The sequence below is a fragment of the Saccharopolyspora soli genome, from assembly GCF_022678645.1.
Classification (GTDB): domain Bacteria; phylum Actinomycetota; class Actinomycetes; order Mycobacteriales; family Pseudonocardiaceae; genus Saccharopolyspora; species Saccharopolyspora soli.
In genome coordinates, this window is sequence record NZ_JALBWV010000102.1 from 1 (window position 1) to 20436 (window position 20436).

18 protein-coding genes are annotated in these 20436 nt (G+C 69.0%); 10 read left to right on the forward strand and 8 right to left on the reverse strand.

Annotated features, from left to right (window positions below; all coding sequences use genetic code 11):
- Positions 1 to 389: 389 nt before the first annotated feature.
- The 5 genes from MOQ72_RS41090 to MOQ72_RS41110 form a co-directional block, all read right to left on the reverse strand.
- Entirely contained in the window at positions 390 to 878 is a 489-nt protein-coding gene (locus MOQ72_RS41090) for a nucleoside deaminase (RefSeq protein ID WP_242191405.1), read from the reverse strand.
- A 76-nt stretch (positions 879 to 954) separates the two neighbouring features.
- Positions 955 to 3258 (reverse strand): xanthine dehydrogenase subunit D, encoded by a 2304-nt coding sequence (gene pucD, locus MOQ72_RS41095; protein ID WP_242191406.1) that lies wholly within the window; start codon positions 3256 to 3258, stop codon positions 955 to 957.
- Between the two features lie 280 nt (positions 3259 to 3538).
- Positions 3539 to 4888, reverse strand: coding sequence for an 8-oxoguanine deaminase (locus MOQ72_RS41100; protein ID WP_308198058.1), 1350 nt, complete (start codon positions 4886 to 4888; stop codon positions 3539 to 3541).
- Between the two features lie 152 nt (positions 4889 to 5040).
- Positions 5041 to 5511 (reverse strand): (2Fe-2S)-binding protein, encoded by a 471-nt coding sequence (locus tag MOQ72_RS41105; protein WP_242191408.1) that lies wholly within the window; start codon positions 5509 to 5511, stop codon positions 5041 to 5043.
- Positions 5502 to 6371 carry an FAD binding domain-containing protein gene (locus MOQ72_RS41110; protein ID WP_242191409.1) on the reverse strand — a complete coding sequence of 290 codons (870 nt, stop codon included), beginning with the start codon at positions 6369 to 6371 and terminating at the stop codon, positions 5502 to 5504. The genes MOQ72_RS41105 and MOQ72_RS41110 overlap by 10 nt, the downstream gene beginning before the upstream one ends.
- Before the next feature lie 298 nt (positions 6372 to 6669).
- Here MOQ72_RS41110 and MOQ72_RS41115 point away from each other — a divergent pair, with 298 nt between their 5' ends.
- The 4 genes from MOQ72_RS41115 to MOQ72_RS41130 all read left to right on the forward strand — a co-directional run bounded on the left by MOQ72_RS41115 (position 6670) and on the right by MOQ72_RS41130 (position 11115).
- On the forward strand, positions 6670 to 8172 hold the full coding sequence (locus tag MOQ72_RS41115) for a PucR family transcriptional regulator (protein WP_242191410.1): 1503 nt from the start codon (positions 6670 to 6672) through the stop codon (positions 8170 to 8172).
- A 241-nt stretch (positions 8173 to 8413) separates the two neighbouring features.
- Complete coding sequence (locus MOQ72_RS41120; protein ID WP_277955441.1) at positions 8414 to 9631, forward strand: type III PLP-dependent enzyme; 1218 nt, start codon at positions 8414 to 8416, stop codon at positions 9629 to 9631.
- Positions 9632 to 9770: 139 nt separating this feature from the next.
- Positions 9771 to 10166, forward strand: a complete 396-nt coding sequence (gene speD / locus MOQ72_RS41125; protein WP_242191411.1) for an adenosylmethionine decarboxylase — start codon at positions 9771 to 9773, stop codon at positions 10164 to 10166.
- Positions 10167 to 10242: 76 nt separating this feature from the next.
- Positions 10243 to 11115, forward strand: coding sequence for a spermidine synthase (locus MOQ72_RS41130; protein ID WP_242191412.1), 873 nt, complete (start codon positions 10243 to 10245; stop codon positions 11113 to 11115).
- Positions 11116 to 11180: 65 nt separating this feature from the next.
- Here the strand turns inward: MOQ72_RS41130 and MOQ72_RS41135 are convergent, their stop codons facing one another.
- A complete protein-coding gene (locus tag MOQ72_RS41135; RefSeq protein WP_242191413.1) occupies positions 11181 to 12356 on the reverse strand; it encodes a hypothetical protein in 1176 nt (391 codons plus the stop codon).
- Between the two features lie 179 nt (positions 12357 to 12535).
- Here MOQ72_RS41135 and rbsK point away from each other — a divergent pair, with 179 nt between their 5' ends.
- Positions 12536 to 13435 carry a ribokinase gene (gene rbsK / locus MOQ72_RS41140; protein ID WP_242191414.1) on the forward strand — a complete coding sequence of 300 codons (900 nt, stop codon included), beginning with the start codon at positions 12536 to 12538 and terminating at the stop codon, positions 13433 to 13435.
- Between the two features lie 118 nt (positions 13436 to 13553).
- Here the strand turns inward: rbsK and MOQ72_RS41145 are convergent, their stop codons facing one another.
- On the reverse strand, positions 13554 to 13898 hold the full coding sequence (locus MOQ72_RS41145) for a histone-like nucleoid-structuring protein Lsr2 (protein ID WP_242191415.1): 345 nt from the start codon (positions 13896 to 13898) through the stop codon (positions 13554 to 13556).
- A gap of 361 nt (positions 13899 to 14259) precedes the next feature.
- Here MOQ72_RS41145 and MOQ72_RS41150 point away from each other — a divergent pair, with 361 nt between their 5' ends.
- From MOQ72_RS41150 to MOQ72_RS41170, 5 genes are all read left to right on the forward strand, one after another.
- Positions 14260 to 14715 carry a histone-like nucleoid-structuring protein Lsr2 gene (locus MOQ72_RS41150; protein ID WP_242191416.1) on the forward strand — a complete coding sequence of 152 codons (456 nt, stop codon included), beginning with the start codon at positions 14260 to 14262 and terminating at the stop codon, positions 14713 to 14715.
- A gap of 162 nt (positions 14716 to 14877) precedes the next feature.
- Positions 14878 to 16488: an ABC transporter substrate-binding protein gene (locus MOQ72_RS41155; protein ID WP_242191417.1), complete on the forward strand. Its 1611-nt coding sequence runs from the start codon at positions 14878 to 14880 to the stop codon at positions 16486 to 16488.
- Positions 16485 to 17450 (forward strand): ABC transporter permease, encoded by a 966-nt coding sequence (locus MOQ72_RS41160; protein WP_242191418.1) that lies wholly within the window; start codon positions 16485 to 16487, stop codon positions 17448 to 17450. Before MOQ72_RS41155 ends, MOQ72_RS41160 begins: the two co-directional genes overlap by 4 nt.
- Positions 17447 to 18316: an ABC transporter permease gene (locus tag MOQ72_RS41165; protein ID WP_242191419.1), complete on the forward strand. Its 870-nt coding sequence runs from the start codon at positions 17447 to 17449 to the stop codon at positions 18314 to 18316. Before MOQ72_RS41160 ends, MOQ72_RS41165 begins: the two co-directional genes overlap by 4 nt.
- On the forward strand, positions 18313 to 19905 hold the full coding sequence (locus MOQ72_RS41170) for an ABC transporter ATP-binding protein (RefSeq protein ID WP_242191420.1): 1593 nt from the start codon (positions 18313 to 18315) through the stop codon (positions 19903 to 19905). Before MOQ72_RS41165 ends, MOQ72_RS41170 begins: the two co-directional genes overlap by 4 nt.
- Before the next feature lie 51 nt (positions 19906 to 19956).
- Here the strand turns inward: MOQ72_RS41170 and MOQ72_RS41175 are convergent, their stop codons facing one another.
- A complete protein-coding gene (locus tag MOQ72_RS41175; RefSeq protein WP_242191421.1) occupies positions 19957 to 20157 on the reverse strand; it encodes a hypothetical protein in 201 nt (66 codons plus the stop codon).
- Between the last annotated feature and the right edge of the window lie 279 nt (positions 20158 to 20436).

Sequence of the window (20436 nt, forward strand, 5' to 3'; positions counted from 1 at the left end):
CACTGCTGCGTGACAACCGGATCTTCACCCCCACTCAGCCAGTCACGCAAACAGCTTGACTTCCTCATTGAGACTCCCATGCCGGTGGGCGCCCCGCGCGGCACCGGGAAACCCGGTGCCGCCCGGACTGCTTTCCGGCGTCCCGCGGGCATGCGGGGGCCCGGCGGGAATTCGCCGAAATCGGTGCGGGGCGTTTTCATCGATTGGTTTTGCGCTGTCCCGCCGGGGTTTTCGGGACCGGTCGAGCCTCATCCCGCGCATTGCGGGGCTGTCGGGGCGGCCCGCCCGCAGGCGTCAAACGACCCGGTCGTCGCTACCGACACCTCTTCGCAGGGCGGTTCGTGGTCCGAATTTCCCTAAAACCGGGAAATTCCCACGGCTGGATGACCCTAGTAGGACACCCGGTCGGTCTTGCCACGCCAGGCGTCGAATGCCGCGTTGCGGTTGGCCATCTCCACCCGGCGCACCGGCGTCGGGCAGTTCTCGTCGGGGTCCTCGAACGCCTCGTAGAAGGCGCGGTCGTCGAAGCCCGCATCGGCGGCGTCGTCCCGATCGGCGGCGAACAGCACCCGGTCGACCCGCGCCCACAACGCCGCGGCCAGGCACATCGGGCACGGTTCGCACGACGTCACCAGCACGCAGCCGGTCAGCTTGAAGGTGCCCAACACGCGGCAGGCGTTGCGGATCGCGGTGACCTCCGCGTGCGCGGTCGGGTCGAGGTCGACGGTCACCTGGTTGGTGCCGGTGGCGATGATCTCGCCGTCTCGGACGATCAACGCGCCGAAGGGACCACCGCCGGAGTCCACATTGGTCGTGGCGAGTTCGATGGCGCGGGCCATCCAGTCCTGCTCGGCGCTCGTCGCGACGTCCACGGACATTGGTTCACTCCTAGGGATTTCGCGGATGTTGCGGATGCTGCGGCGACGGCCCGGCACCGCCGCCGCAGCGGCTGGGTCACACGATGTGCTCGGGGGCCACCGGTGTGTGCGGGAGTTCTTTGCCGGTGGCCGCGCGGATCGCGGCCACGACAGCCGGGGTGGTGGAGATCGTCGGCGGCTCGCCGACCCCGCGGACCCCGTAGGGCGCGTTCGGGTCGCCGCGCTCGATGACGTCGATCTCCATCGGCGGCATGTCCAGGATCGTGGGGATCAGGTAGTCGGTGAACGAGGGATTCCGGATGTGCCCGTCGCTGACCTTGATCTCCTCCATCACCGCCAGCCCCATGCCCTGCGCCGAGCCGCCCTGGATCTGCCCCAGCACCGCGTCCGGGTTGATCGCCCGGCCGACGTCCTGGGCGCAGGCCAGCTGCACCACCTTGACCAGGCCGAGTTCCAGGTCCACGTCCACCACCGCGCGGTGCGCGGAGAACGCGTGCTGCACCTGCACCCGATCGCTGCGCCCGGTGTCGTCCATCGGGAACGTCTCCCGGTGGTGGAACTCGCGGGTCTGCTCGATCACGTCGTCGCCGAGAACTTCGACGAGGTCGGCGAGCACTCCGGCGGTCGAGGACACGATTTTGCCGCCGTGCACGGAAAGCTGCGCGCGGTCGGTGGCGTAGCGCTCGGCGACCCGCTCGAACAGCGCCTCCCGCACCGCGTCGCAGGCGGCCTTGACCGCGCCGCCGGTGACGTAGGTCTGGCGGGAGGCGGAGCTGGACCCGGCCGGGCCGACGCTGGTGTCGTTCGGGTGGATGGTGACCCGTTCGACGCCGAGTTCGGAGCGGGCGATCTGCTGCTGCACGGTCACCAGGCCCTGCCCGACCTCGGCGGCGGCGGTGTGCACCATGGCCGCCGGTTCGCCGCCGATGACCTGCAACCGCACTCGTGCGGTGGAGAAGTCGTCGGCGCCTTCGGCGTAGCAGATGTTCTTGATCGTCACGCCGTAACCGACACCGCGCACCACGCCTTCGCCGTGCGTCGCGTTGGACGCGCCGCCCGGCAGCTCCCGGATGTCCACCGGGCCGCTGCGTTCCGCTGGCATCGGTAGCGCGCGCACCCGCTCCAGCAGTTCCGCGACGGGCGCCGGGTAGTCCAGCACCTGCCCGGTCGGGATCGAGTCGCCCTGTTCGATCGCGTTGCGGATGCGCAGCTCGACCGGATCCATGTGCAGCGCCGCGGCAAGCTTGTCCATTTGCGACTCGTACGCGAAAGTCGGCTGCACAGCGCCAAGTCCGCGCATCGCCCCGCACGGCGGGTTGTTGGTGTAGAGGCCCCAGCCCTCCATGTCCACGTTCGGCACGTCGTACGGTCCGACGCCGAGCGTGGTGCCGTTGCCGACCACCACCGGCGTCTTCGACGCGTACGCGCCGCCGTCGAAGTACTGCCTGGCCTTGACGTACACGAGTTTCCCGTCGCGCGTCGCGCCGTGCTCGTAGTACATCTTGGCCGGGTGCCGGTGCACGTGGCCGTAGAACGACTCTTCGCGGTTGTAGACCATCTTGACCGGTTTGCCCAGGTGCAGCGCCAGCATGCAGACGTGGATCTGGATGGACAGGTCCTCCCGGCCACCGAACGCGCCGCCGACGCCGGACATGGTCATCCGCACCTTCTCCGGCGGCAGCCCGAGCGCCCGCGCGGTTTGCCGCAGGTCGGAGTGCAGGTCCTGGGTCGCCAGGTAGAGGTCGACGCCGCCGTCCTCGGCCGGGATGGCCAGCCCCGATTCCGGTCCCAGGAACGCCTGGTCCTGCATCCCGACGGTGTACACGCCGGACACCACGACCTCGGCGGTGGCGTTCGGATCGCCCTTGCGGATCTTCTGGTGGCGCACCACGTTGCCGTCCGGGTGCAGCTTCGGCAGCGTGTCGTCGTGCGCGGCCCGCTCGGGGTCGACGACCGGCTCCAGCACCTCGTAGTCCACGACGATCCGCTCCAGCGCGCGCCGCGCGGTCTCCGGGTGGTCGGCGGCGACCAGCGCGACCGCTTCGCCCTTGTAGCGCACCACTTCCGCGGCCAGCACAGGCTGATCGGCGTACTTCAGGCCGTAGCGGTTGTCGCCCGGCACGTCCTCGGCGGTGAGCACGGTCTGCACCCCGGCCATCCGCATCGCCGGACCGATGTCGATCGACTTGATCCGCGCGTACGGGTGCGGGCTGCGCAGCGTGGCTCCCCACAGCATGTCCTCGGCCCACAGGTCCGAGGCGTAGGCGAACTCGCCGCGCACCTTGATCGCACCGTCCGGGCGCAGCGGCGATTCGCCGATGCCCCCGCCGATGGCCTCGTCGAGTTCCTGCGGGCTGCGCGCAGGCGCATGACTGCTCATGCGGACACCTCCGGAATGCCGGTTTCCAGGCTCGTTTTGCGTGGCGGTGCTGGTGGCGGTAGCCCTGCGGGAGTCGCTGTCGCCGTCTGGACTCCGGGATCCCCGATTTGTGTATGTCCAATACGCGGCTTCGGGGCTGTCCTCACCACACGACGTCTGAGAACCCGCGGCGGTGCCGGTTGCGAGCGTGGGCCAAGCGCCTTCGGCGCTTCAAAGACAAAGACCGGGTTCAAAGACCGGGTTCTCTGCAGGATCCTTGCTCCCGCTTGGTTCTCGCTTCTCATGACGCCTCCGGGGTGCGGATCCGGGCACTGGCCCGGTGGAGTTCTCGGGTGAGATGGGCTTCCGGCGCCGACACCAGCCGACCGCGCTCGACCACGACACTGCCGCCGCGCAGCAGCCGCTCCAACTTCGGCAGTTGGCCGAGCACCAGCGCGGCGACCGGGTCGGCGATGCCCGCGTGGTCGAGGCCGTGCAGCTGCCAGACGGCGACGTCGGCGAGCTTGCCGGGCTCCAACGAACCCAGCTCGTCGTCCCTGCCGAGGCAGCGCGCACCGCCGCGAGTAGCCAGCCACAGCGCATCGCGCACCGACATCGCTTGCGGTCCGTAGCGGGCCCGCGCGGTCAGCAGGGCTTGCCGCAGTTCCTCGCCGAGGCCACCGGCCTCGTTGGAGGCGACCCCGTCGACTCCCAGACCGACGGGGGCACCTGCGTCCACCAGTTGCCGGACCGGCGCGACCCCAGCACCGAGCCGTCCGTTCGAACTCGGGCAGTGCGCGGCCCCGGTGCCGGTCTCGCCGAGCCGGGCGATCGCCTTGTCGGGCAGGTGGATCGCGTGCGCCAGCCAAACATCCGGACCGAGCCAGCCGAGTTCGTCGGCGTACTCCACCGGGGTGCGGCCGAACTCGGCCAGGCACTGCTGCTCCTCGTCGACGGTCTCGGCGAGGTGGGTGTGCAGCCGGACCCCGTTGCGGCGGGCCAATTCAGCGGCTTGGCGCATCAGGTCGGTGCTGACCGAGAACGGCGAGCACGGGCCGACCGCGACCCGCACCTGCGCGCCCGGTCTGGGGTCGTGGAACCGGTCGATCGCGTCCTGGGTCCCGGCCAGCGCGGCGTCGAGGTCTTCGACGACCGAGTCCGGTGGCAGGCCGCCGTGCGCGCGGCCCCGATCCATCGACCCGCGCACCGCGTGCAGCCGGATGCCGATCCGCTCGGCGGCGGCGACTACCGCGCCGAACACGTCGCCGCCGTTTCGCGGGAAGACGTAGTGGTGGTCGGCGGCCGTGGTGCAACCGGACAACGCCATCCTGGCCAGCCCCGCCGACGCGGCCGCGTGCGTGATCTCCGCGTCGATGCGCGCCCAGACCGGATACAGCTCGGTCAGCCAGCCGAACAGCCCCGCGTCGGCCGCGTAGCCGCGGGTTGCCCACTGGTAGAGGTGGTGGTGGGTGTTGATCAGACCGGGGGTGACCAGGCAACCGGAGGCATCGATGCGCCGCACCGGCCCCTCCGGCGCGGGCGCGGCACCGGGGCCCACCGCCACGATGCGGTCACCCTCGACGACGACGTGACCGTCGGCGAACTCGGTACCCGAGTCGTCGACGGCGACCACGGCGCCGCCCTCGATGATGGTCTGTCCCGCCTCCAGTACCGCCTCTCCGCGATTTGCAGTGGTGGTTGCGTTCAGCCCAATTCTTCCGTTTTGCGGTTGCTTGTGGCTGGCTTGCGTCACGGTCCCCTGAGGTGCGGTTGAGCGGGGGACTGGGGTTGGCACGGGGTTGCTCATACGTTCGCCTTCCGTTGGGCGGCGAGCCGCACCGCATCCATGATCTTTTCGTAACCGGTGCAGCGGCACAGGTTTCCGGCCAGCGACTCGCGGATCTCCGCGTCTGACGGGTTCGGCTTGCGGTTCAACAGGTCGTGCGCCTGCACCAGCAGGCCCGGCGTGCAGAAGCCGCACTGGACCGCACCCGTCTCGACGAACGCCTCCTGCACCTCGTCGAGCCGGTCGCCGTCGGCCAGCCCCTCCACGGTGCGCACCTCGCACCCCTCGGCCTGCCCGGCCGCGACCATGCAGGAACACGCTGGCACGCCGTCCAGGTAGACCGTGCAGGAACCGCATTCGCCCTGCTCGCAAGCGTTCTTCGAGCCGGGCAGGCCGAGTCGCTCGCGCAGCACGTACAGCAGGCTTTCGCCTTCCCACACGTCGTCGGCCTCGTGCGGTTGTCCGTTGACGGTGAACTTCAGGCGCATTCCTGCCTCCCGGAACAGTGCTCCTGCCAGACCCAGGACAGGGTCCGTCGGGCCATCACGGCCAGGGCGTGTCGGCGGTAGTCGGCGGTGCCGCGCACGTCGTCGATCGGCGCGGCGGCCTGCGCGACCAGCTCGCCGAAGCGGTGGGCGGTCGAGTCGACCAACGGCCGCCGCCGCTCCCAGTCCAGTTCGGCGTTCAGGAAGGCCTCGGCTTCCAGCGCGCGCAGCGGCGTCGGCGCGGCCGAGCCGATCCCGGTGCCGACCTGCTGCCGCTCGGGGTGTAGCGCGATGGCGAACGTGCACACCGCGATGACCATCGCGTTGCGCGTGCCGACCTTGGAGAACTGCTGCGGGCCGGTCGCCGGGGCGATGTGCACGGCGGCGATCAGTTCGTCCTCGGCCAGCGCATTGCGCTTGACACCGGTGAAGAACTCCATCGCCGGGATCAGCCTCGTGCCGCGCAGCGACTCGACCTCGATCCGCGCGTCGGAGGCCAGCAGCGGCGGGTGGCCGTCGCCAGCGGGGGAGGCGGAACCGAGGTTGCCGCCGAGCGTGCCGCGGTTGCGGATCTGCGGCGAGCCGACAGTGCGGCTGGCGATCGCCAAGCCCGGCACCCGGTCGCCGAGTTCGTCGATCAGGCGGGTGTAGGACAGGCCCGCGCCGATGCGCAGCCGCCCGGCCACCTCCGACCAACCGGTCAGCTCGGGGATTCGGGTTAGGTCGAGCAGCGCGCTCGGGCGGCGTTGGCCGAAGTTGATCTCGACCATCACGTCGGTGCCGCCTGCGATCGGCGTGGCGTCCGGCTGCGCGGCCTTGGCTTCGAGCGCCTCCCGCCACGAGGCGGGGCGGAGGAATTCCACGGTCGGTCTCCTTGTCACGGCCGGTGAAAAGGTGTGAGTCAGTACACAGCCGGGGGACTCGCGCTGACTAGCGGTGGAAGGCCCGAAAAAGCCTTCCGGTAGCCGGGCTGGAGTTGTATGTTTCTCCAAATACGCATGGCCCCGCTGGCCGTCCGGATCATCCGCGCGGCGTGCAGCGGAACTCTCACCGGTAACAGATGCCTGCCTCGCGCCGGAGGTTGCGACCAACGGCCGCCGTCACGGTCGGACGCAGGTTCCCCGTGCCCCTGCAGCACGGGCCGAGCTCTGAGGTGCGCACGTGCTGCTAAGCGATCTCGTTTCCGATCCGGACCTCGGATTGGTGGTGCTCAACGGCGCGGAGCAGATGGACCGACCGATCCGCGGTGTTTACATCACCGATCTGCTCGACCCCCGGCGCTACCTCAGCGGCGGGGAACTCGTGCTCACCGGGCTGGTCTGGCGCAACGACCCGAGCGATTCGGAGCAGTTCGTCGCCGCGCTGGTCGACGCGGGCGTGGCGGGGCTCGCGGCGGGCACCGCGCGGCTCGGCCAGACCCCACCTGACCTGGTCGAAGCCTGCCGACGGCACGGCCTACCGGCCTTCGAGGTGCCGCTGACGGTCAGCTTCAACGTGCTCGCCGAACGGATCCAACGCCGTTCCGGGCCGCGCCGGGAACTCGTGTCCGCGGTCGCCGCCGGAGCGGATCTGGACCACGTGCTGCGGATGGCGGCCGATGAGCTCGGCTCGGATTGCTGGGTGCTGTCCGCGGCTGGCTGGGTGGTCGGTGGCACCGCCGACCTGTCCGAATCAACACGCCGCGCGGCGCTGCGCGAGCTCGTGACCGGACACCTGCCGCGCACCGTGCGGGCCGCCGAGACCTGCGTGTTGTGGCCGGTGGAATCCGACACCGAGCCGCCGGTCGCCCGCTGGTTCGTGCTGGCGCGCGGCGCCCTCTCCGACTGGGACGAGGAGCACGAGGCCATCGCCACCGACCTGGGCACCGTCGTGGCGTTGGTGCGGGCGCGGGTCGACGAGGCCCGCCGGATCGCGGGCCGGTCGGTGGAGGCGGCGCTGCGGCGCCTGCTCGACGGCACTTCAACCCCGGCCGAGGTCGCGGCCCGGCTGGAGACCGCCGGGCTACCAGCGGACGAGCCGCTGCGAGCGGTCGCGCTCAGCATCGGCGACCCGACCGAGTCGACGACGCTGCTGCGCGAGATCGCCGCGGCCACCGGGATGGCCTCGGTGACCGCTCCGCTCGGTGACGGCGCAGCCGCGTTGTTCGTCGACGACGAGGCCCACCTGGCGGATCTCGACGCACAGCTGCGCCGCATCGTCGCTGACGCCGAGGTGGGCCTCGGCGAGCGGAGCCTGGCGGTCGGCGTCAGCGACGTCAGCCCGGCGACCGCGCTGCGCGGCGCACTCGAAGAGGCGGGCTACGCCCGACGGCTCGCGCAGCGCCGCCGAGGCCGCGCCGAGGTCGTCGCGGCGGGGGAGCTCGCGACGCACGAAGTGCTGCTCGCGTCGACTCCTGACGAGCTGCGCCGCTCCTACCGGCAGCGGCTGCTCGCGGAGCTGATCGCCTACGACGCGGCGCACAACTCGGACCTGGTGCGCACCCTGCGGACCTTCCTCGACTGCTCGGGTTCCTGGTCGCGCTGCGCCAAGCAACTCCACGTGCACGTCAACACGCTGCGCTACCGGATCCAGCGGATCGAGGAGATAACCGGCCGGGACCTCGCGGAGTTCCCGTCCCGCGTGGACTTCTACTTGGCGCTGGAACTCGACCGCGAACCGTCGTGAGTGCGAAAGCGGGCTCCAACCCGCTTATGCACTCACGACTACGCAACGCGACTCCGCAGCGGTTGGTTCGTGGGAGTGCTCACATTCCGTTCCACTGTCCGGGGGAAGTGGCGGGCGCAGTTCGAAATCCGTAAGCGAGCGGGGTACTGTGCTTGGTCGCGGTTACGCTCGACGGGCGCGCACGCGCGCCGGAAAGAGCCACGAAAACCCACCCTCACCAGCCGAGACGGAGGTACCGGGATTGACCGATCTGTCCGCCACCACCGGTGTGACGGACCGCCCGAGCGGCACCGCGCAGCTGACCGGATCCGCCGCACCCGATCCGATTCTGCGGTTCCTCGACCAGCAACGCCCCGAAACCCCCTGCCTGGTCATGGATCTGGCGCAGGTGCGCAACCGCTACCGGCAGTTGCGAACCGCGCTGCCGGACGCTCGGATCTGCTACGCGGTCAAGGCCAATCCCACTCCCGAAGTGGTCGGTGAACTCGTCGGTCTGGGCGCGTCCTTCGACGTCGCCAGCCCCGGCGAGATCGACCTGTGCCTGGTCAAGGGCGCCGCGCCGGAGTCGATCTCGTACGGCAACACCATCAAGAAGCGCCGCGACATCGCCCGCGCATACCAACAGGGTGTGCGGCTGTTCGCCACCGACAGCGCCGCGGACCTGGCGAACATCGCCGAGGCCGCGCCGGGTTCGCAGGTGTTCTGCCGGGTCCTGGTGGACAACAAGGGCTCCCGCACGCCGTTCGGCCGCAAATTCGGTTGCCTGCCCGAGACCGCCGCGCAACTGCTGCGGCGCGCGGACGAACTAGGCTTGGACGCCTGCGGCGTGTCGTTCCACATTGGATCCCAGCAGCTGGAGCCCAGTGCTTGGGAGCACGGGATCAACGCGGCCCGGCAGGTGTTCGCGCAGTGCGCCGCGCAGGGCGTGCGGCTGCGGATGGTGAACCTGGGCGGCGGATTGCCCGCCGGGTACACCGAATCCGCGCCACCGCTGGCCGATTACGTGCGGCAGATCGAGGAGTCGCTGGACCGCAACTTCGGCGCTCAGCGACCGGAGCTGCTGATCGAGCCGGGGCGCTACATCGTCGGCGACGCGGGCGTGCTGCGCAGCGAGGTCGTGCTTGTCACCGACTCCTGCGACGGCGAACGCCGTTGGGTCTACCTGGACGTCGGCCGCTACAACGGGTTGGCCGAAACCGAAGGCGAGGCCATCACTTACCGGCTGCGCACCTCGCGCGACGGCGACCCGCGCGGACCGATCGTGCTGGCCGGGCCGACCTGCGACGGCGACGACGTGCTCTACCAGCGGACCCGCTACGAACTGCCGCGCACGCTGCGCGGCGGTGACTGGGTGGACCTGCTCAGCGCTGGGGCGTACACCGCCAGCTATTCATCCGTGGGTTTCAACGGATTCACCCCGCTGCCCACTTACTGCGTCGACGGTGACCACCAGCCGTGATCACCTCGGCAGTGCAACTCGGCCAACCACGAGGTCGCGAGGATTGGGGGTTCGGTGCGCGCAACCGCATCTCGTCGCCAGGCCGGGTCTGGAAACCCTCTAACCGCTGGAAATCTGCGAAATGATGGGAGGTCGATAGATGTCCGTTGACACCGGGACGCCGCCGGTTGGGTTGTTCACCGGCCAGCATGTCCTCGCCGAGCTGGAGGGCGTTGACCCGGAACTGCTCGACGACGAGCAGTTCCTGCGGGAGACCCTGCACAACGCGTTGAGCCAGTCGCACGCCACCGTGTGCCAGATGATCGCCAAGCGGTTCGAGCCGCAGGGTGTCACCGTGTTGGCGTTGCTGTCGGAGTCCCACGCTTCGTTGCACACCTACCCGGAGGACGGCTCGATCTTCATCGACGTGTTCACCTGCGGGCACACCGCCCAGCCGGAGCGTGCGGTGGAAGTGCTCGCCGAGGCGCTGAAACCGGCGGCGCAGAACGTCCGAACCATTCACCGCGGCCGGGACTACGCCGAATTGGCCTCGTGATCCGGCCATCAGCGCGGTGGAAGCACGCGTACCAGGCACGCCCCAACCGGGCGACGCGAATCAAGGAGGAGCACCGTTGATCGAACTCGACGGGCACCGGTGGATCAAGGAGCCGCTGGGCGAGGACCTGCGGCGGCTGTGGCGGGTCGACGAGGTGCTGTGGGAGGGCGACACCCCCTACCAGCACGTGGTCATCGGCCGCACCGGTCAGGGCGTCTCGCTGTTCTGCGATGACGACCGGCAGAGCACCGAGTTCTCCCAGCTGGTCTACCACGAGGCGATGACCGTGCCAGCGTTCCTGCTCGCCGAACGGGTCGAGCGGGTGCTGATCATCGGGTCCAGCGAAGGCGTGGCCAGCCAACTGGCGGTGGCGGCCGGGGCCAGCCTGGTCGATCACGTCGACATCGACGAGCAGTGCGTGCGGGTCTGCGCCGAGCACCTGCCCTACGGCTACAGCACCGCGGAACTCGCCCGCGTCGAGCAGGGCGACGGGCCGATCAAGCTGCACTACGCGGACGGCTGGGACTTCCTCGACCAGGCGCCGCCGGAGGGCTACGACATCGTGGTCGTGGATCTGCCCGATGAGCGGGAAGATGACGCCGACGGCCAGCACAACCGGCTTTACGGCCTGGCGTACGTCCAACGCTGCCAAGCGGTGCTCGCGGCCGGTGGCGTGGTCGCGTTCCAGGCGGGCTGCCCGACGGTCTGGCGCAACAAGACGCTGACCCGCGCCTACAACCGGTTCCAGTCGGTGTTCGACACGGTGGCCTACTTCGGCTCCGACGAGCACGAGTGGGCGTTCCTGTTCGGGCGCGTCGAGCCGATCGACGACCCCACCAACGTGATGCTGGAAGCCTTCTCGAAGTTGGCGTACCTGCCGAAGACGATCGACGAAGCCAGCCTCATCGGCAGCACGGTGCCCCCGTACTCAGTCCGCAATCAGGGCTAAGGGCCTGTTTCCAGGCCCGCTTTGCCATTTCGGTAAGTCGCCGAGCGGCCGGGGCCCGGCCGCCGCTACAACGAACCGAGGTAGGGGTGGCTGGCCGGGTTCCCGTCGCGGGGTGTGAACCACTGGTCGAAGGCCAGCCCCCGCGCGTGCAGCTCGGCCTCCACCTTGGTCACCTGCTCCGCGGTCTCCGGCTCGGCGTCGGAGGCCAGCGGCAGATCGACTTCGTAGAGCTCGTCGTGGTTGGTGTCGCCGAAGGCCCGCCCGGCGAACACTTCGAACACCGGTTCGCTGGCTTCCCAGGTCATCAGCTCGGCGGCCTCAAGCACCACGCGCGCCTCGTTGATGATCAGCCGCAACGCCAGCGCCTCCGCCACGGTCCGCGGCAGCGTCCACGACTGCTCGGTCAGCCGCTGCGCGACCGCTGCCGACGACAGCACGAACGCGCGGGCGAAGAACGCGTCGTAGCGGTGGTCGTAGCAGGGCGGCAGCTCCTCCAGGACCAGCAGGCCGACGGCGTCGGCCACCGTCGCGTTGTTCACCGCCAGCGCCAACTCGTCGTAGAAGATCTCATCGGTGACCACCCGCACCGCGTGGATCAGCGCACCCGCGGGCAGGGTCTGCTCGCCTGGCTCGACACCGAACGCGCTGGCGTCGAAGGCCCGCAACTGCGGCGCAAGCTCGGTGAGCCGGGCGCGCCAGTGCTCGACGTCCATCGCGGGCTCCGCGGAGGTTTCCAACGCCTCCTCGACGGCGGCCTCCAGCGCGTCGTCCGCGCGCACGTCCCCGGCAGCGGCCAGTTGCTGGTTGAACTCGTCCTCGGTGATCCGCACCTCCGAGTGGGCCACCGACCAGCCGGTGAGCACCTCGCTCTCGCCGATCAGCTCGTCGAGCACCGAGGCGGCGGCGTCCTCGGCGGCGAGCAGCGATGGTGCGTCGAGCGCGAGCACCACGCTCGCGCCGGTCGGGTGCACCGTGATGCGGTAGTCCAACACGTCGATGTCCGCGTCGCCCGGCCCGGAGACCCCCTCGACCAGCGCGAGGTGGCGGTCCAGCACGGCCGCGATCCCTTCCTGCTGCAGCGCGTCGAGCTCCACCACCTCGGCTGGCGGTTCGAGCTCTGCTGTCACCGCGTAGTCCACCGCGTCTCGCCTTCTCCCGGTTCTCGGGTCGTCCTGCCCGGCATTCCAGCGACATGCCGCACCGCGTTCCAGCTCGTCGCCGGACGGGTCATCGCGGCGCATCGGGCCTGCTCAAAGGTGACCCCGGCAGCGTAAGCGACGGGCTGGCACGGCGGTACCAGATCACGACGCGAGTCATTCGCACCAGCCTTCTCCTCGACGGTTGGTCGGCATGCTACGTCGTCCAACGGCCCAGGACCCGTCAAGCGCTCGGGACATCCTCATCGGCCATGATGAACCACGTGACGACGACTGTGGCCGTATTCGGCAGCTGCAACATGGACTTGGTGGCCTACGTCGAGACCGCGCCGAAGCAGGGTGAGACGGTGCTCGGCCGGGAGTTCCACACGGTGCCCGGCGGCAAGGGCGCCAACCAGGCGATCGCCGCGGCGAAGGCGGGTGCGGCGGTGCACCTGATCGGCGCGGTTGGGCAGGACGACTTCGGCACCCAGATCCGCGAGACGTTACGAGAATCCACTGTGGACGTAAAAGGTCTGCGGACGGTGCCGGGGCGCAGCGGCACCGCGCACATCGTGGTGGACGACGAGGGTGGCAACTCCATCGTCGTGGTACCGGCCGCCAACAGCACGGTCGACGCACTCGCCGACGGGGACGAAGAACTGATCGCCGGAGCCCGGAGTTTGCTGCTGCAGCTGGAGATTCCGCTCGCCGGAGTGGCGGTGGCCGCGACGGCGGGCCGACGAAACGGCGTGCGCGTGGTGCTCACCCCGGCCCCGGCGGCGCCGCTTTCCGAGGACATCCTGTCGAATGTGGATCTGCTGGTGCCCAACGAACACGAGGCGGCGATCCTGGCCGGGAACGAAGATCCGCACCGGGCACTGGCGGTGCTGCTCGAACTGGTTCCCGAGGTGGTGATCACCCTCGGTGCGCACGGCTCGCTGTACGGCAACCGGGACGGCGCGCGGGTGGAGGTGCCCAGCTTCCCGGTGGACGCAGTGGACACGACGGCCGCGGGCGACACCTTCGTCGGAGTGCTGAGCGTGGCGTTGGGCGAGGGCGCTGAGGTGCCCGAGGCGCTGCGGCTGGCTTCCGCCGCGGCCGCGGTGTCGGTGCAGCGCAACGGCGCCAGCTCTTCGATGCCCACCCGCCAGGAAATCACCGACTTCCTGGCGATCGGATAACGGATTCACGGGCGGCCAATTACCGGTGGTCCACCACCGTGCTACGAGGAGTCATTGCTCGACTTTCACGGGCGGCCGGATTGGCCCCGACTTCGAACCGGCCGCCCGTGCCGCGCGCTCACTGAGCGTTGTCGTAAGCCTCGACGACCTCGGCCGGAATGCGCCCCCGATCGGAAACCTGCATCCCCTGATTCCGGGCCCATTCCCGAATGGCCTGGTTGCGTTCCCGGTCGGCCGTGGTCGGCGTCGCCGACGGCTTCCCGGGCTTGGCGGGCGCGCGCTTGCGGCCACCGGTCTTCCGCGCGCTGGCCACGAAAGACGCCAGCGAGTCGCGGAGTTTGGCGGCATTATCGGAGGACAGGTCAATTGTGTAGTTCACCCCGTCCAAGGCGAACTCGACGGTGCTGTCGGCTGGTGTGCCGTCGACGTCGTCGACGAGCTGAACAGTGACTTTCTGCGCCACGGTAACCCTCGATTCAGGCTCGATTCCCCTCCTTCTCCGCACCGCCGGTGCGGAGAAGAGCGAGCGAACAATAAACTATCGCCACAAGAATGTTCCACCCGCCGCCGGAATTTTCTGCGATGTGCGCTGGATTACTTTCTCCGATTGACCCGTGGCGGTTACTGTCCGTTGGTGTCCGCGGTGGTCGTCCCGGTGCTGCGCACGTGACCCACCCGGCGGTTATCGGCCGTTCGCCGAGCTGTTCTATGGTTAAGCACGAGACAACGGCGATGCGGCGTGCTACAACGTGGCCAGGGCTCGCAGTAGTCTTACCTGCAAGTGTCGCGGATCGAGGCGGGGCACGTTCCCGAGACAGGTGATCATGGCCGAGCGGATTCAGGTCGAACTCGTCGATGACATCGACGGGTCGCCAGCCAACCACACCGTCACCTTTTCGCTGGATGGCGTGACGTACGAAATCGACCTGAGCGATGGGCACGCACAGCAGTTGCGCGCCGTCTTCGACCGCTACATCAAGGCGGCCCGAACCCCGAAACCGGTGTCGGCGCGCGGCTCCCGTCAGCAGGAGCGCGAAGAGGAACAAACCCGGCAGGCCAACAAACAGCTCACCGAGCAGATCCGCGGCGCCGCGCAGCGCACCCGCGAGCACTTGAGCAACAAGAAGGCCGCCGGGCAGACCACTCCGGAACCGGTCGAATCGCCCGAATCCGCCGAGGAAACGCTGTTCGACACGACTCCGGCCAGCGACGAGCACAAGTCCGAAGCGCCCCGCGTCCCGGCTGTTTCGATGCCCCAGTTCTCCTCCGCCGTCGACTGACCCCGCAGCTTGTTCCGGCAGCGTTTCGCGCATGTGCCGTTTCCGCGGTGATGCGTGACCGCTGATTTCCGCTCGGTGGCGGAACGATCACGGTTGTGGACATGGCGCCGTCCGGCCAAATACGGTTTCCGCGTTTATCGCCGAGATCAGCGGGAGGCGTTTGTGGCGGTGCGGTTCAGGCGGTGCCTCCCGGTGTTGATCGCCGTGGTGCTCGGGGCGACCGGGTGCAGCCCGCTGGTGGATGTCGAGCAGACCGCCGCTGAGGTTCGGTCTTCGGTCCAGGCCCCGACGGTGCGCGGTGGCGAAGCGGTGATCGCGCTCGACCAGGAGCCCGACAAACTAGATCCGACGCTGGCGTCGACGCTGGCCAGCCGCCAGATCTTCATCAGCATGTGCGAGAAGCTCTACGACGTCGACGCATCCGTGCACATCGTGCCGCAACTCGCCGCAGCGCTCCCGCAGGTCTCCCCGGACGGCCTGGAGATGACCATCCCGCTGCGGGAGGGCGTGTTGTTCAACGACGGCACCCCGTTCGACGCGCCCGCGGTCAAGAAGAGCATGGACCGGCACCGGGAGCTCAACGGATCGAGCCGCAAGACCGAACTCAGCGCGGTCCGATCAGTGTCGGTGCTGGATCCCCACACGGTGCGGTTGACCTTGTCCCGGCCGTACGCGCCGTTGACGAGCATGCTCGCCGACCGCGCCGGAATGGTCATGTCCCCGGCCAAGCTGGACGAACTCGGCGAGGACTTCACCAACGATCCGGTCTGCGTCGGCCCGTTCAAGTTCGTCGAACGCGTCGCGCAGGACCGGATCGTGCTGGACCGCAGCGAGTTCTACTACGACCGCGACAAGGTCAAGCTGGACCGGCTGATCTACCGGACGGTGCCGGACGACAACATCCGGATGGCCAACCTGCGCTCCGGCGAGTTCGACGTGATCTGGGAGGTGCCGACCCCCGAAGTGCCGATCCTGGTGCGGGACAGGGAGATCACGCTGCTCAACCAACCCACGCTGCAGTACTACGCCATCACTCCGAACATCCAGAACGTGGGCGGCGAAACCGGCGAGGTGACCGGGCCGCTGGCCGACGACCCACGGGTGCGGGAAGCCCTCTCGCTGGCCATCGACCGCGGCACGTTGAACAAGATCGCTTTCAACGGCCTGTACCAACCCGCCTGCGGGCCGATCCCGGACAGCAGCGAGTACGCCACCCCGAAAACCCAGGAATGCGGACCCTACGACCCGAACCGGGCCCGCCAACTGCTGGCCGAGGCCGGTGTGCGGACCCCGGTTCGGTTCGAGATGACGCTGGCCAACGACCCGACCCAGATGCGGGCCGGGCAGATCATCCAGGCGATGGCCGCCGAGGCGGGCTTCGACATCGTGTTGCGCCCGACCGAGTCGACGACCGCCATCGCCGAGGCGCGGGACGGCCAGTTCCAGAGCTACTTCGGTGGCTGGTCTGGCCGACCGGACCCGGACGGCAACATCGCGTCCTTCCACGTCCAGGGCAGCTCGTCGAACTACAGCGGCTACTACACCCCTGAACTGGACGACCTGATCAAACGGGCCGCCGCCGAACTGGACGTGCCCAGGCGCCGGGCGCTGTACGAGCAGGTCGTCGACGAACTGCACCGGCGAAACAGCGTCATCTACCTCTACCGCACGCAGTACTACGTGGCGCACACCGCGGAACTCGCCGGTGTCGAGATCTACCCGGACGGGATCATACGGATGAATACCGCCGGTTACGTCCAGGCGGGGGGATGACAATGCTGCGCAGCTACGCGCTCAACCGCATTCTGCAGTCCTTGGTGACCCTGGTGCTGGTGTCGTTGGTGATCTTCATCGGACTGCGGGCGCTGCCCGGCGATCCGGCGATCGCCATCGCCGGAACCGAGGCCGACGACGCCACGATCAACGAGATCCGCCAGTCGTACGGCCTGGACCAACCGATCTACGTGCAGTACGTGACGTGGCTCGGCCGTGCGTTGCAGGGCGATCTGGGTGAGTCGGCCAAAACCGGCCTGCCGATCAGCGACATCATCCTCAGCCGCTTGCCGGTCACCTTGGAACTGGCCCTGCTGAGCCTGCTGTTCGCCGCGCTGCTCGGGCTGACCAGCGGCGTGATCGCCGCGGTGCGCCGCGGCACCGCGCTGGACTGGCTGGGCAACGGCGTGTCCCTGTTCGGGCTGTCCATCCCGAACTTCTGGCTCGGCCTGATGTGCGTGCTGGTGTTCGCCGTCGGGCTCGGCGTGCTGCCCGCGTCCGGCTACGTGCCGTTCACCGAATCCCCGCTGGGGAACCTGGAACGCATGATCCTGCCCGCCTTCGTGCTGGGCAGCGGCCTGGCCGCGGTGCTGATGCGGCAGATGCGATCGTCCATGTTGGACGCGTTGACCTCGGACTACGTCCGCACGGCACGCGCGAAGGGCGCCGGGGAGTGGCGGGTGGTCGGCATCCACGGCCTGCGCAACAGCCTCATCACCGTGCTGACGATCCTCGGTCTGCAACTTGGGGTGCTGATCTCCGGAGCCGTGGTCACCGAGCAGATCTTCGTGCTGCCCGGCTTCGGCAAATTGATGGTCGATTCCGTGTTCACCCGCGACTACCTGGTGATCCAGGCCGCCGTGCTGGTCGCGGCGGTCGGCTACATCGTGGTGAACCTGCTGGTCGACCTGCTGTATTCGGTGGTGGATCCGCGAATCCGAGTCCGTGGAGGTGCGGCATGACCCAGCCAGTGGCCGATCTGCCACGGGTGAGCGGCTCGCGCCGAGTGCTGCGCCGCCTGCTGCGGCACCGCACCGGCGTCGTCGGACTCGTGCTGTCCGCGTTGTTCGTGCTGGTCGCCGTGTTGGTGCCGCTGATCGCGCCAGCTGATCCGGCGGCGGTGAACTTCGACCACGTCCTGGAACAACCGTCGCTGGGTTGGCCGTTGGGCAGCGACGAACTCGGCCGCGACCAGCTCGCTCGCGTCCTCTACGGCATCCGCGCGTCGATCGTGGTGGGCGTGCTGTCGATCGTGCTCGCCGTTGTCGTCGCGGTGCCGCTCGGCCTGATCGCCGGTTACTACCGCGGTCCCGTCGACGCCGTCGTCTCGCGCATCACCGACACCTTGTTGGCGTTCCCGTTCCTGGTGCTGGCCGTCGGACTGGCCGCGGTGCTCGGTGCGTCGATGGTGAACGCGGCCATCGCGATCGGCCTGTCCCAGGTGCCGAAGCTGATCCGGGTGGTGCGCGGCGAGACCCTGCGCCTGGCCAACGAGGACTACGTGGCCGCCTGCGTCGCGGCCGGTGCGCGCAGTACGACTGTGATGTTCCGGCACATCCTGCCGAACGCGGTGAACGCGCTGCTGGTCCAGATCACCGTCGCGATCCCGGAAGCGATCATCAGCGAGTCGCTGCTGTCGTTCCTGGGATTGGGCGTGCAGCCGCCCATCCCGTCGCTCGGCGTGATGCTGTCGTCGGCGCAGACGTACTTCGCGCAGGCGCCGTGGCTGGTGTTCTTCCCCGGCCTGACGATCGTGATCGCCACCCTCGGGTTCAACCTGCTCGGTGACGGCCTGCGAGATGCCTTGGACCCGAAGGGAAACCGATGAGCGACGTGCTTTCCTTCACCGACCTCCGGGTGCGGTTCCGCACCGAGGACGGTGTCACGGAGGCGGTCCGGGGCGTCAGCTTCGGCATCGCGCCGGGCGAAATCCTCGCCGTGGTCGGCGAGTCCGGCTCCGGCAAGAGCGTCACCGCGATGTCCGCGCTCGGGCTGCTCCCGCCGACCGCCGACGTCACCGGGGGAATCGCGCTGGAGGACCGCGAACTGCGCGGGCAGGACTTGCGAGGGGTTCGGGGCAAGGAGATCGCGATGATCTTCCAAGAACCGATGACCTCGCTGAACCCGGTCTTCGCCATCGGCTGGCAACTCGTCGAGGCGATCCGGCTGCACACCGATGTGCCAGTGGAGAAGGCCCGCGAGCGCGCTGTGGAACTGCTCGACGTCGTCGGGATCCCGGAACCGCGGCGGCGGCTGAAGCAATATCCGCACCAGCTCTCCGGCGGGCAGCGCCAGCGGGTGATGATCGCGATGGCGCTGGCCTGCGAGCCGAAGGTGCTCATCGCCGACGAACCGACCACGGCGCTCGACGTGACGGTGCAGGCCGAGATCCTGGCGTTGCTGCGCGACCTGCGCGAACGACTCGGCATGACGATCCTGCTGATCACCCACGACATGGGCGTCGTCGCGGACCTCGCGGACCGGGTGGTGGTGATGTACCGCGGCGAGGTGGTCGAACAGGCACCGGTCGAGCAGCTGTTCCGCGCACCCGAGCACGAGTACACCGAAGCGCTGCTGGCCGCCGTGCCGAAGCTGGAGGTCGGCGAGAGCGCGGATGCCCAACCCGCCGAGCCGGTGCTCCGGGTCGAGGATCTGGTGGTGAGCTACTCCGGGCACCGCGCGGTGGACGGGGTGTCGCTGCGCATCGAGCGCGGCGAAGTCCTCGCGCTGGTGGGCGAATCCGGTTCGGGCAAGACGACCGTGGGCAAATGCGTGGCCCGACTGGTGACCCCGGCGGACGGTCGGATCGTGCTGAACGGCCAGGACATCAGCCACCTGCCCGCCCGCCAACTCCGAGCGGTGCGGCGCAACATCGGCATCGTCTTCCAGGATCCGGGTTCCTCGCTGGACCCCCGGATGACCATCTCGGACAGCATCGCCGAACCCCTGCGACTGCACCGGGTCGCCCGCGGACGAGAACTCCACGAACGCGTCGACGCCCTGTTGGAAGCAGTGGAGTTGGGTGCTGGGATGCGACGGCGCTACCCGCACGAGTTATCCGGCGGACAGCGGCAGCGGGTCAGCATCGCGCGAGCTCTGGCGCTGGAACCCGAGCTGCTGATCGCAGACGAGCCGACCAGCGCGCTCGACGTGTCGGTGCAGGACGCGGTGCTGGAACTGCTCCAAGCATTGCAAGCCAAGCTGAACTTCAGCTGCCTGTTCATCAGCCACGACCTCGCAGTGGTGAATCTGCTCGCGCGTCGGGTCGCCGTCATGCACCAGGGCAAGATCGTGGAGCAGGGCGACCGGGCCCAGGTGCTCGGCGACCCGCAGCACGCCTACACGCAACGGCTGTTGGCCGCGGCGCCGGTCCCGGATCCGGTGCGCCAACGGGAACGTCGGCTCGCGTCCCGGTGAAACGAAACCGCACCGCCCCGCTGGTGCGGGCGCGGTGCGGCGCGGTACAGGTCAGTCCTCGGCGCGATGACGCCGGGCTCGGCTGCGTTGACCGGGACTGGTGCGAACCGACTTCTTCGGCTCCGGCTTGGCCCGTTCGACCGGTTGCGTCAGCGCAGCGGCGAACTCCGGCGGAGCGCTCGGGCCCCAGTTGCGGTCCTCCGGGTCTATCAGAGTCTTTTGCAGCTCGGTGTAGATCGGCGTCGAGTCCACTGCAACCCCCGTTCTGACGGTCGACTCGGAGGCTAACCGGCGAGTCCGCGGCGAATCGCGACCAAGCAGCAGGACCACACGAAGGTGGACATCGAGCGGCTGCGGTGACCGGGTGCGGGGGTCGGCTGGGAACCCACCACAAGATCGCATCTGACCTGGTGTTTTGGGTTTAGAGGGGGGGTGGTGTTCGGGGGTGTTCGGGGGGTGTGTAAATTATTCCACGTCAGCGCGACACGGGCCGGGAAATCGGGCCGGGGGCTGATGCGGGGTCGCGAACCA